Origin of the sequence: Nocardioides sp. NPDC057767, from assembly GCF_042798275.1 — a bacterium.
In the GTDB taxonomy this organism is placed as follows: Bacteria; Actinomycetota; Actinomycetes; order Propionibacteriales; family Nocardioidaceae; genus Nocardioides.
On sequence record NZ_JBHVKJ010000021.1, the window covers coordinates 34,112 to 46,316 of the forward strand.

Sequence of the window (12,205 nt, forward strand, 5' to 3'; positions counted from 1 at the left end):
GACATGACCAGCAAGTTCCGACGCGCCGGCAGTGCCGTCGCCATCGTTGCGGCCCTCGGCCTCGCCCTGTCCGCCTGCGGTGGCGGGAGCGGCAGCGGCAGCGATGGAGAGGGTGGCGGCGACACCAGCAGCATCACCTTCATCCCGAAGAACCTCGGCAACCCCTACTTCGACGCCTCCGACGCGGGCGGCCAGAAGGCAGCCGACGAGATCGGCACGAAGTGGTCGCAGGTCGGCCCGACCGAGGCGACCCCCGACTCCCAGGTCAGCTTCATCAACACCGCGACCCAGCAGCGTGCCGGCGCGCTCGTCGTCTCGGCCAACGACCCGACCGCCATCGGCGACGCCCTCGACGAGGCCCGCAACGCCGGCACCAAGGTCGTCACGATGGACTCCGACACCGAGCCGCAGTTCCGCGACGTCTTCGTCAGCCAGGCCGACGCTGCCGGCATCGCCAAGAGCCAGGTCGACCTGATCGCCGAGCAGATCGGCGGCAAGGGCGAGATCGCGATCCTCTCCGCGGCGGCCAACGCCACCAACCAGAACGAGTGGATCAAGCTGATGGAGGAGGAGCTGGCCGCGAACCACCCCGACATCAAGCTCGTCGACACCGTCTACGGCAACGACGACGACCAGACCTCCTTCGACAAGACCGCCGGTCTGCTGCAGTCCCACCCGAACCTCAAGGGCATCATCAGCCCGACCACGGTCGGCATCGCCGCGGCCGCGCGCTACCTGTCCGACTCGCAGTACAAGGGCAAGGTCGCGCTGACCGGTCTCGGCACCCCGAACCAGATGCGGGAGTACGTCAAGGACGGCACCGTGAAGTCCTTCGCGCTGTGGGACCCCGAGCAGCTCGGCTACCTGGCCGCGTACACCGCCGAAGCTCTCGCCTCCGGTGACATCGAGGGCAAGGAGGGCGACACCTTCGAGGCCGGTGACCTGGGTGACTACACCGTCGGTGCCGACGGCGTCGTCGTCCTCGGTGAGCCGACGGTCTTCGAGGAGTCGAACATCGACGACTTCGACTTCTGAGCCTGCGAGCCCCGTTCCGGCGAGCTTGCTCGCCGGAACGACGGGCGGGGCGAGATCTACGCCCCCTCGGCGCCCATCCCCGTGTAACACGCTGTTCGTAGGACTACTCGCCCTATCAGAACGACCGGATAGACCTACGAACGACGTGTTACACGAGTCCGCCGCCGAGCTGTGTGAGCAGCTCGGCGGCGTTCGTCATGCAGCGCTCGGGGTCCGGCTCGAGGTCGGTCAGCGCGCGGACCGTGGTGGCTCCGGCCTGCTCGGCCTCAGCGGAGGAGAGGGTGGTGCGGCCGCACAGGACGGCGGCGGGGATGCCGCGCCTCGCCGCCGCCTCGAGTACGCCGAGGGGGGCCTTGCCGGACAGGGTCTGGTGGTCGAACGAACCCTCGCCGGTGACCACCAGGTCGGCGCCGACCAAAGCCTCGTGGAAGCCGACCAGGTCGAGGAGGAGGTGGACGCCCCGCTCGACCCGGCCGCCCAGCACCGCGAGCGCGGCGAACCCGACGCCCCCGGCCGCGCCTGCACCAGGGGTGTCGGCCGGTGCGGCGCGGTCGAGAGCGTCGGAGACGAGGGAGGCGTACGTCGTCAACGACGCCTCGAGGATGGCCTGTTCTTCAGGGCCGGCGCCCTTCTGCGCGGAGAAGGTGGCGACCGCGCCGCGGGGGCCGAGGAGCGGGTTGTCGACGTCGCAGGCGACCACGAACTCCGTCTCCCGCAGGCGTGGGTCGAGGCCGTCGAGGTCGATGCGCGCCAGGTCCTGGAGAGCCGCGCCACCTTCCGCGAGCTCGGCCCCGGAGGCGTCCAGGAGGCGTACGCCGAGGGCGCGGAGCATCCCCGCGCCGCCGTCGTTGCTGGCACTGCCGCCCAGACCGATGACGACCGTGCGGGCGCCGCCGTCGACGGCGGCGAGCACGGCCTCGCCCAGCCCGCGGGAGGAGGCGGTGAGCGGGGCCAGCCGGCCCTCGGGCAACCGCAGCAGCCCGCAGGTGTCGGCCAGCTCGACGACCGCCAGGTCGCCGCGGACGGCGTAGTGCGCCGCCACCGGCTCGAGCGTCGGACCGGCGACCGTCACCGGGACCAGGCGGAAGCCGGCGCCGGCCAGCGCCGCCACGGTGCCGTCGCCGCCGTCGGCGATCGGCACGATGCGTACCTCTGTCTCGGGGTTCGCCGCGAGGATCCCGGCGGCCACCGCCTCGTCGACCTCGCGCGCGGTCAGGGAGCCCTTGAACTTGTCGCAGGCGACCACGACGACCCGACCGTCAGGCTGGTGGGCGGCCATCACAGGTGGGGGAGGACGAGGTCGCGGTAGCGCTGCGCCATGGTGGCGAGCACCTCGTCGGGGTCGGCGGCCCAGACGGCCTCGTTGAAGATCTCGACCTCGACGTCGCCGGTGTATCCGGTCTCGGCGACCATCCGCGTGATCGAGGCGAAGTCGATGACCCCGTCGCCCATCATCCCGCGGGCGAGCAGCGCGTCGGCGGGGATCGGCAGGTTGAAGTCGCAGACCTGGTACGCCGCGATCCGCCCCTCCTCGCCCGCGCGGGCCACCTGGGCGGCGAGGTCGGGGTCCCAGAAGACGTGGAAGGTGTCGACGACGACCGCGACCGCGTCGACCGAGTGCGGTACGGCCAGGTCGAGCGCCTGGCCGAGGGTGGAGATGACCGCCCGGTCGGCGACGTACATCGGATGGAGCGCCTCCAGGAGGAGCCTCACGCCGGCGGCCTGGGCGTAGGGGGCGAGCTCGGCGAGCCGCTCGGCAACCCGCTCCCTGGCCCCGGCCAGGTCGACGTCGCCCTCGGGGAGGCCGCCGACGACCATCACCAGCGCGTCGGTGCCCAGCGTCGCGGCCTCGTCGACCGCCCGGTTGTTGTCGGCGAGCGCTTCCGCGATCCCCGCAGGCTCGGACGCGGTCAGGAACCCGCCGCGGCAGAGCGAGGAGACGCGCAGCCCGGCGTCGCGTACGAGCTTGGCCGCCTTCTCCACGCCTGCCTCCTGGACGCGGTCGCGCCACAGGCCCATCGCCGGGATGCCGGCGCGAGCGGCTCCGTCGACGGCCTCGGCGAGGGTCCAGGAGTTGGTGGTCTTGGTGTTGAGGGAGAGCCGCTCGAGGCCGGTGCCGTGGTCGCTCACTGGTCGACTCCTTGCACGGTGAGGAAGGCGCGCATCCGTGCGGCCGCGAGGTCGGGGTTGGTCAGCAGGCCGGCCGCGTCGGCCAGCCGGAAGACCTCGGCCAGATGGGGCACCGAGCGTCCGGCGTGCAGACCGCCGGCCATCGAGAAGGCCGGCTGGTGGCCGTTCAACCAGGAGAGGAACGCGATCCCGGTCTTGTAGTGGTAGGTCGGCGCCTCGAAGATCTTCCGGCCGAGCGCCTGGGTGCTCTCCAGCAGCTGCCGCGCGGTGCCGGGGTCGTTGTCATCGAGCGCCTGCAGCGCGGCCGAGGCGGCCGGGTAGATCGCCGCGAAGATGCCGAGCAGCGCGTGCGAGAAGTCATCCCCGTCACCGACGATCAGCTCGGGGTAGTTGAAGTCGTCCCCCGTGTAGAGACGTACGCCTTCGGGCAGCGCCCGGCGCAACCCGACCTCGTGCTCGGCGTCGAGGAGCGAGACCTTGACCCCGTCGACCTTGCCGGGACGGGCCCGGATGACGTCGAGGAACGTCTGGGTCGCCTCGTCGACGTCCGCCGAGCCCCAGTAGCCGCCCAGAGCCGGGTCGAACATGTCGCCCAGCCAGTGCAGGATGACCGGGCCGTCGGCCTCGTCGAGCAGGGTCGCGTAGACCTCGACGTAGTCCTCGGCGTCACGGGCGACCTTGGCCAAGGCACGTGAGGCCATCACGATCGTGGTCGCTCCGGTGTCGGCGACGACCTTCATCTGCTCGCGGTAGGCGTCGATGACGGTGTCCAGACCTTGACGACCCTCGGGGACGGCGGACAGGACCAGCTGGTCGGTGCCGGCGCCGCAGGCGATCGAGCCGCCCACGGTCGCCGCCTCGGCGGCCGAGCGGCGGATCAGCTCGGCCGCGGCGGTCCAGTCCACGCCCATGCCGCGCTGGGCGGTGTCCATCGCCTCCGCGACGCCGAGGCCGTAGGACCACAGCTCGTGGCGATAGGCGAGCGTCGAGTCCCAGTCGATGTCCGCGGGTGCGCCGGGGACGTTCTCGGCCAGCGTGCGGGGGACGACGTGGGCGGCGGCGTAGGCGGTGCGGGAGGTGAACGGCGCGGTCGGTCTCGTCCACTCCTTGGGGGCTGCGAGCGGGTAGAGGTCGGTGCCGCCGTCGGGCAGGGGGAAGCGTACGGAGGTCACAGCTCGATCTCTCCGAGCTCGACCCGGCGGCCCTCGGCCGAGGAGGTGAGCCCGGCCTCGGCGAGCCGTAGGCCGCGGACGCCGGCCATGAAGTCGTAGGGGTGGTCGCCGTCGCCCTCGACGTAGCGGATGAACTGCTCCCACTGCGCCTTGAAGCCGTTGTCGAAGGGCTGGTTGTCGGGGACCTCGTTCCAGAGCTCACGGAACCGGATCGACTCGACGAGATCCGGATTCCAGACCGGCTTCGGGGTCAGGTTGCGGTCCTGGGTGACGCAGTGGTGCAGGCCGGCGACGGCGGAGCCGTGGGTGCCGTCGACGTGGAACTCGACCAGCTCGCCGCGGTTGACCCTGGTCGCCCACGAGGAGTTGATCTGGGCCATGATCTCGCCCTCCAGCTCGAAGATGCCGTAGGCGGAGTCGTCGGCGGTCGCCTCGTAACGCGCGCCCTTCTCGTCCCAGCGCTCCGGGATGTGGGTGACGACCTTGGCGGTGACGGCCTCGACCTTGCCGAAGAGGTTCTCCAGGACGTAGTTCCAGTGGGGGAACATGTCGACGGTGATCCCGCCGCCGTCCTCCTTGCGATAGTTCCAGCTCGGCCGCTGGGAAGGCTGCAGATCGCCCTCGAAGACCCAGTATCCGAACTCGCCGCGCACGCTGAGGATGCGGCCGAAGAAGTCGGAGTCGACGAGCCGCTTGAGCTTGAGCAGGCCGGGCAGGTAGAGCTTGTCGTGGACGACGCCGCTCTTCACGCCGGCGTCCTCGGCCAGACGGGCGAGGCGCAGCGAGCCCTCGACGTCGTCGGCGATCGGCTTTTCGGTGTAGACGTGCTTGCCGGCCGCGATCGCCTTGGTGATGGCGGCCTCGCGGACGTTGGTCAGCTGCGCGTCGAAGTAGACCGTGTCCTCGGCGTTGCCCAACGCCTCGTCGAGATCGGTCGTCCAACGGTCCAGACCATGCTCCTTGGCGATGTCCTGGAGCTTCTCGGCGTTGCGGCCGACGAGGATCGGGTCGGGCTGGATCCGGGTGCCGTCGGAGAGCTCCACGCCGCCCTGCTCCTGGATCGCCAGGATGCTGCGCACCAGGTGCTGGCGGTAGCCCATACGTCCCGTGACGCCGTTCATGATGATGCCGAGCCGTCGTGTGGCCATGTGAGGTCCTCGTCTGCTGGAGTGCGGTGAAACGGTGGGGGAAAGCGCTTTCCGTCACGGTATGGCAAGTGTGACGCCCATCGCAAGTGGGCCGTTCCGCCCAGCCGTCGCCGACTCGGCGCGTCTGTCCCGCACGGAAGTGCCGAGTCGGCGCGTCTGTCCCGCAGGGAAGGGCCGAGTCGGCGCGTCTGTCCCGCAGGGAAGGGCCGAGTCGGTGCGTCTGTCCCGCTCTGAGGGGTCGAGCCGGCGCATCTGCTCCGTCTCAGAGTGCCGAGTCGGCGCGGGAGTGGGACAGTTGCGCCGACTCGAGCGGGCTCAGCCGCGTGGCGGAGTGCTCTCCCGCAGGACGACCTCGCCGTGGACGGGTTTGTTACGAAGCTCCGCCGACGGCTCACCGAGCACGAGCTCGAGAGCCAGCCGGCCGATGGCGGCCAAGGGGAGACGTACGGTGGTGAGTCCCGGCGTCACGTCGCGGAGGGTCTCGATGTCGTCGAAGCCGGCGACGGCGAGGTCGCGTCCGACCTCGACGCCGGCCTCCCGGCAGGCGGCCAGGGCGCCGACGGCCATCAGGTCGTTGACCGCGAAGATGCAGTCGACCTCCGGGCCGTCCTCGAGCAGCCGGGACATCGCCCGATGGCCGCCGTCGCGGCTGAACTCGCCCCCGACGGTCACCGGCTCGGAGCCGGTCGCCTCGAGCCACCCCTCCGCGAACCCCGCCTGACGCTCGGCGGAGACCAGCAGGTCCTCGGGTCCGGTGAGCACCGCCGCGCGGTGGTAGCCGAGGCTGATCAGCCGTTCGGCCAGGGCCTTGGCGCCCCCGTGGTTGTCGATCACGACAGTGTCCACCGGTAGGCGGGGTTGGCTGATCGCGGCCGCCCGGCCGCCGCCGTCCAGGTAGGAGGTCAGCAGGTCGGCGACCTCGCCGGTGTGGCGCACATCGGCCGTGTCGCTACCTGCCAGCACGATCGCCCGGCTCCGCTGGCGCCGCAGGGCGGCCAGGAACTTCTTCTCACGCTCAGGCTGACCGCCGGTGTTGCACAGCATCACCAGCAGACCGTGCTTCTCGGCCTCATCGGCCAGGCCGCCGGCGATCGTGGAGAAGTAGGGGTCGGAGATGTCCTTGACCAGCAGCCCGACCGTCTCGGTCGAGCCGCGCGCCATCGCCTGGGCGTTGGCGTTGGGGGTGTAGCCGAGCTTGTTAGCCGCCGCCAGGACGCGCTCCTGCAGCTCGGGGCGGACGACTCGGTCGCTCCCGTTCAGCGCGCGCGACGCGGTGGCCAGCGAGACACCTGCCTCGCGGGCGACATCGCTCAGCGTCGCTGCGCGTTCTCCGGCCAACTGACTCTCCTTCGGCTTCCGTTTCTGGAGCCTAGGGCATCCGACGATGACGTACGCCGCGCTCCGTGTCTCCTCAGCCGCCCCACCCCATCGCCGAGTCGGCGCATCAGTCCCGCGCCTGCCCGTCGAGTCGGCTCAGATGTCCCGCCTGAACCTGTCGAGTCGGCGCGTCTGTCACAGAGCCTGGGACAGACTCGCCGACTCGACGCGGAATGCCGGGACATTTGCGCCGACTCGGCGGTTGAAGCTGGGGCAGACGCGCCGGGTCGGCGAGGTCAGGGGCGGCCGAGGGTGGAGGCGCGGGCGACGAGCTCGGGGGTGAAGACGACCTGCTCGTGCTGGTGGGCGGGGTTGCCGACCTCGTCGAGGAGCAGTTCGGCGGCGCGGCGGCCGAGGTCCTGACGGGGCTGGCGTACGGAGGTGAGGGGCACGGCCGCGGCAGCAGCGAACTCGATGTCGTCGTAGCCGACGATCGCCAGGTCGCCGGGTACGGTCCGGCCGCCGGAGATCGTCTGCTGGAGCAGCCCGAGTGCGAGCAGGTCGTTGGCGCAGAACGCGGCGGTGGGGCGGCGGCGGGCCGGCAGTCCGACGAGCCGCTCGCCCGCCGCGCGGCCGCAGGCGACGGTCGGTGCCTCGCAGGAAAGCGTGATCAGGTCCTCGGGCGGGAGACCGGCCTCGGCCCAGGCCTGCCGGGCACCCTCGCCGCGGTCGCGGACCTGTCCGATCGACTCCGGCCCACCGACGTACGCCACCCGCTTGTGGCCCGCGTCGATGAGGTGCTCCACGGCCAGCCGCCCGCCGAGGACGTCGTCGACGGCGACGGAGCAGAACGACGAGCCCGCTCGGGTGCGGTCGACGATGACGACCGGGGTGCCGCGCTCGCTCAGCTGGTCGATCTGCGGATCATCCGGGTCGACAGGGGTGATCAGGATGCCCTGGACCCGCTGCTGCTGCAGGTGAGCCAGGTGGGCGCCCTCGCGGGCCGAGCGCCCGTCGCTGTTGCACAGGAACAGGGAGAGGCCGGCCGCCTCGGCGGCCAGCTCGATGCCGCGGGCGACGTCGGTGAAGAACGGGTTGCCGGCGTCGAGCATGACGTAGGCCAGCGACTGGGTGCTGCCGGTGCGCAGCGAGCGCGCGGACTCGTTGCGCACGAAGCCCAGCTCGGCCATCGCCCGCTCGACACGCTCCCGTGTCGTACGGCTGACCCGATCGGGACGGTTGAGGACGTTCGACACCGTGCCGAGAGAGACGCCTGCGGTGGCCGCGACGTCCTTGACCGAGGCGCTACGCGGTGTGCCCGCACCTGGGGTGATCGCCACCTGGGCTCCTTCCTGAAACGTTCAATCGCAGCATAGGCCGTGGGCGGCGCTGTGACGAGGAAGGACGCTACCTGGATTGACCGATGTCGGACATGCTCATTAGCGTCCGTGCCTAAATCGTTTCATCGGAGGTCGTCATGGAGCGCGTCTGCTTCCAGCTGCAGGTCAAGCCCGAGCGCATCGAGGAGTACAAGCGGCGCCACGCCGCCGTCTGGCCCGACATGCTCCAGGCGCTCGCGGAGACCGGGTGGCACAACTACTCCCTGTTCCTCCGCCCCGACGGCCTGCTCATCGGCTACGTCGAGACCCCCTCCATCGAGGCTGCTCAGGCCGGGATGGCGGCCACCGAGGTCAACGCCCGCTGGCAGGCGGAGATGGCGGAGTTCTTCGAGGACCTCGACGGCGTCGCCCCCGACGAGGGCTTCCTCCGTCTTGAGGAGGTCTTCCATCTCGAGGACCAGCTCGGTCGCGACTGAATCCCTCGCCGAGTCGGCTCGTCCTGACGCGCCGACTCGGCGACGGTCGTGGTCAGGACGGGCCGACTCGGCGGCGGTCGGCGTGAAACTGAAACGCGACTAAAGCCAGCCTCCTCTTGACGCGAGTGACGTGCGCCACTAACGTCGGATGCGCGCTTTGAAACCTTTCAACTCGCAGATAGAGAGGCTCTCCGATGACGACGTTCGACCAGATCTCGGGCGACCTGGCCGCCCTCGAGATCGAGGTCCCCTCGTGGGCCTACGGAAACTCGGGGACCCGGTTCAAGGTCTTCGGCACCCCGGGCACGCCGCGCACCCCCGAGGAGAAGGTCGCCGACGCCGCGGCCGTCCACCGCTTCACCGGCCTGGCGCCGAGCGTCGCGCTGCACATCCCGTGGGACAAGGTCGACGACTACGCCGCCCTGCGCAGCTACGCCGAGGACCAGGGGATCGCGCTCGGCACGATCAACTCCAACACCTTCCAGGACGACGACTACAAGCTCGGTGCGCTCACCCACACCGACGCCAAGATCCGTCAGAAGGCGATCGACCACCATTTCGAGTGCATCGAGGTGATGAACGCGACCGGCTCGCGCGACCTGAAGATCTGGCTCGCCGAGGGCTCCAACTACCCCGGCCAGGCCGACATGCGTGGACGCCAGGACCGGCTCGCCGAGTCTCTCGCCACCATCTACGAGCGCCTCGGTCAAGACCAGCGCCTCGTGCTCGAGTACAAGTTCTTCGAGCCGGCGTTCTACCACACCGACGTCCCGGACTGGGGCACCTCGTTCGCCCAGGTCAACACCCTCGGCGAGCGGGCCGTGGTCTGCCTCGACACCGGCCACCACGCGCCCGGCACCAACATCGAGTTCATCGTGATGCAGCTGCTGCGGCTGGGGAAGCTCGGCTCCTTCGACTTCAACAGCCGCTTCTACGCCGACGACGACCTGATCGTCGGTGCGGCCGACCCGTTCCAGCTCTTCCGGATCCTCGTCGAGGTGGTCCGCGGCGGCGGCTTCAAGCCGGTGGCCGAGGGCGGGGTCGCCTTCATGCTCGACCAGTGTCACAACATCGAGAAGAAGATCCCGGGCCAGATCCGCTCCGTGCTCAACGTTCAGGAGATGTCCGCACGGGCGCTCCTCCTCGACACCGATGCTCTCTCCCGGGCGCAGGAGGACGGCGACGTACTCCTGGCCAACGAGATCTTCATGGACGCCTTCTACACCGACGTACGCCCCGACCTCGGCGGGTGGCGTGAGGACCGTGGCCTGCCCGCGGACCCGATGCGCGCCTACCTCGCCAGCGGTCACCAGGAACAGATCGAGACCGCCCGAGTCGGCGGCACCCAGGCGGGCTGGAGCTGAATGTTCGTCAAGGTACGCAGCCCAGCCATCACTCCCCATGCGGAACTCCGCGTGGGAAGTGACTGCTCGGCTGCATACCTAGACGAACAGCGCCCGGGCCCCACGCGACCCCACACCAAGAAACAAGGGAAGCAATGACGACTGCAGAAGACCTGATCGCGCGCTCGAATCGTCTCGGCGCGGATCCGAAGAACACCAACTACGCCGGCGGCAACACCTCCGCCAAGGGCACCGCGACCGACCCGGTGACCGGCCAGGACGTCGAGCTGCTCTGGGTGAAGGGGTCCGGCGGTGACCTCGGCACGCTGAAGGAGAGCGGTCTCGCCGTGCTCCGGCTCGACCGGATGCGCGCGCTGGTCGACGTCTACCCGGGCGTCGAGCGCGAGGACGAGATGGTCGCCGCGTTCGACTACTGCCTCCACGGCAAGGGCGGCGCGGCACCTTCGATCGACACCGCCATGCACGGCCTCGTCGACGCCGAGCATGTCGACCACCTCCACCCCGACTCCGGCATCGCGATCGCGACGGCCGCCGACGGCGAGACGCTGACCACCACGATCTTCGGCGACCAGGTCGTCTGGGTGCCGTGGCGCCGACCCGGCTTCCAGCTCGGCCTCGACATCGCCGAGATCAAGGCGAAGAACCCGCAGGCGGTCGGCTGCATCCTCGGTGGCCACGGCATCACCGCCTGGGGCGATACGTCCGAGGAGGCCGAGAAGAACTCGCTCTGGATCATCGACACGGCAGCGGCCTACATCGAAGAGCACAGCAAGGCCGAGCCGTTCGGTCCCACGCTCGAGGGTTACGCGGCCCTTCCGGAGCAGGAGCGGCGTACGAAGGCAGCGGCTCTCGCTCCCACGATCCGCGGCCTCGCCTCGGCGGACCAGCCGATGGTCGGACATTTCAACGACTCGCAGGTGGTCCTCGACTTCCTGGCCAGCGAGGCCCACCCGCGCCTGGCCGAGCTCGGCACCTCCTGCCCCGACCACTTCCTGCGCACCAAGGTGAAGCCGCTGGTCCTCGACCTCCCGGCCACCGCGACCGTCGAGGAGTCGATCGCTCGCCTCAAGGAGCTCGCGGTGAGCTACCGCGAGGACTACCAGGCCTACTACGACCGGCACAAGGACGCGAACAGCCCAGCCATCCGCGGCAAGGACCCGCTCATCGTCCTGGTCCCCGGGGTCGGCATGTTCTCCTTCGGCAGGAACAAGCAGACCGCCCGGGTGGCGGGGGAGTTCTACGTCAACGCGATCAACGTGATGCGTGGGGCCGAGGGGCTCTCGACGTACGCCCCGATCGACGAGTCGGAGAAGTTCCGGATCGAGTACTGGGCGCTCGAGGAGGCCAAGCTCCAGCGGATGCCGGCCCCCAAGCCGCTCGCCACCAGGGTCGCCCTGGTCACCGGCGCCGCTTCCGGCATCGGCAAGGCGACCGCGAAGCGGCTCGCTGCCGAGGGCGCCTGCGTCGTGATCGCCGACCTCGACCTCGCCAAGGCCGAGGCTGCGGCCGCCGAGATCGGCGGGCCCGATGTCGCCGTGGGTCTCGCCGCCGACGTCTCCGACGAGGCCGCCGTGCAGGCGATGTTCGACGCCGCGGTGCTCGCCTTCGGCGGGGTCGACCTGGTCGTCAACAACGCCGGACTCTCGCTGTCCAAGTCGCTGCTGGAGACCACCGAGCGCGACTGGGACCTCCAGCACGACGTGATGGCCAAGGGCTCGTTCCTGGTCTCGAAGGCGGCCGCCAAGGTGCTCATCGAGCAGGAGATGGGCGGCGACATCGTCTACATCTCCTCGAAGAACTCCCTCTTCGCCGGTCCCAACAACGTCGCCTACGGAGCCGCGAAGGCCGACCAGGCCCACCAGGTACGCCTCCTGGCCGCCGAGCTCGGCGAGCACGGCATCAAGGTCAACGGCATCAACCCCGACGGCGTCGTCCAGGGCTCCGGCATCTTCGCCGGCGGCTGGGGCGCCAAGCGCGCCGAGGTCTACGGGGTCAAGGAGGAGGAGCTCGGCAAGTTCTACGCCCAGCGCACCCTGCTCAAGCGCGAGGTGCTCCCGGAGAACATCGCCAACGCCGTCTTCGTGCTCTGCGGTCCGGACCTGACCCACACCACCGGCCTGCACGTGCCCGTCGACGCCGGCGTCGCGGCTGCGTTCTTGCGATGAGCGGGTCACGCATGTTCATCGAGGTATGCAGCCGACCCGATGCTTCCCAAGCGGAGCT

Annotated in this window: 10 protein-coding genes; 4 read left to right on the forward strand and 6 right to left on the reverse strand. The window is 70.1% G+C overall.

Annotation, left to right across the window (positions count from 1 at the left end):
* Positions 1 to 3: 3 nt before the first annotated feature.
* Positions 4 to 1,035, forward strand: a complete 1,032-nt coding sequence (gene rhaS, locus ACFVDI_RS12865; protein ID WP_378905315.1) for a rhamnose ABC transporter substrate-binding protein — start codon at positions 4 to 6, stop codon at positions 1,033 to 1,035.
* Between the two features lie 148 nt (positions 1,036 to 1,183).
* Here the strand turns inward: rhaS and ACFVDI_RS12870 are convergent, their stop codons facing one another.
* The 6 genes from ACFVDI_RS12870 to ACFVDI_RS12895 form a co-directional block, all read right to left on the reverse strand.
* Positions 1,184 to 2,314, reverse strand: coding sequence for a glycerate kinase (locus ACFVDI_RS12870; RefSeq protein ID WP_378905318.1), 1,131 nt, complete (start codon positions 2,312 to 2,314; stop codon positions 1,184 to 1,186).
* A complete protein-coding gene (locus tag ACFVDI_RS12875) occupies positions 2,314 to 3,165 on the reverse strand; it encodes a sugar phosphate isomerase/epimerase family protein (RefSeq protein ID WP_378905322.1) in 852 nt (283 codons plus the stop codon). Before ACFVDI_RS12875 ends, ACFVDI_RS12870 begins: the two co-directional genes overlap by 1 nt.
* Positions 3,162 to 4,337: a dihydrodipicolinate synthase family protein gene (locus tag ACFVDI_RS12880; protein WP_378905325.1), complete on the reverse strand. Its 1,176-nt coding sequence runs from the start codon at positions 4,335 to 4,337 to the stop codon at positions 3,162 to 3,164. Before ACFVDI_RS12880 ends, ACFVDI_RS12875 begins: the two co-directional genes overlap by 4 nt.
* Entirely contained in the window at positions 4,334 to 5,485 is a 1,152-nt protein-coding gene (locus ACFVDI_RS12885) for a Gfo/Idh/MocA family protein (RefSeq protein ID WP_378905328.1), read from the reverse strand. The genes ACFVDI_RS12880 and ACFVDI_RS12885 overlap by 4 nt, the downstream gene beginning before the upstream one ends.
* A gap of 315 nt (positions 5,486 to 5,800) precedes the next feature.
* The gene (locus ACFVDI_RS12890) at positions 5,801 to 6,823 is read right to left on the reverse strand and encodes a LacI family DNA-binding transcriptional regulator (protein ID WP_378905331.1); all 1,023 of its coding nucleotides are present in this window, start codon (positions 6,821 to 6,823) and stop codon (positions 5,801 to 5,803) included.
* 275 nt (positions 6,824 to 7,098) lie between these two features.
* A complete protein-coding gene (locus ACFVDI_RS12895) occupies positions 7,099 to 8,142 on the reverse strand; it encodes a LacI family DNA-binding transcriptional regulator (RefSeq protein ID WP_378905334.1) in 1,044 nt (347 codons plus the stop codon).
* A 137-nt stretch (positions 8,143 to 8,279) separates the two neighbouring features.
* Between ACFVDI_RS12895 and ACFVDI_RS12900 the strand changes: the two genes are divergently transcribed.
* The 3 genes from ACFVDI_RS12900 to ACFVDI_RS12910 all read left to right on the forward strand — a co-directional run bounded on the left by ACFVDI_RS12900 (position 8,280) and on the right by ACFVDI_RS12910 (position 12,147).
* A complete protein-coding gene (locus ACFVDI_RS12900; RefSeq protein WP_378905337.1) occupies positions 8,280 to 8,618 on the forward strand; it encodes an L-rhamnose mutarotase in 339 nt (112 codons plus the stop codon).
* Positions 8,619 to 8,812: 194 nt separating this feature from the next.
* Positions 8,813 to 9,982, forward strand: coding sequence for an L-rhamnose isomerase (gene rhaI, locus ACFVDI_RS12905; RefSeq protein WP_378905340.1), 1,170 nt, complete (start codon positions 8,813 to 8,815; stop codon positions 9,980 to 9,982).
* Positions 9,983 to 10,116: 134 nt separating this feature from the next.
* Positions 10,117 to 12,147, forward strand: a complete 2,031-nt coding sequence (locus tag ACFVDI_RS12910; protein WP_378905343.1) for a bifunctional aldolase/short-chain dehydrogenase — start codon at positions 10,117 to 10,119, stop codon at positions 12,145 to 12,147.
* Positions 12,148 to 12,205: the final 58 nt, after the last annotated feature.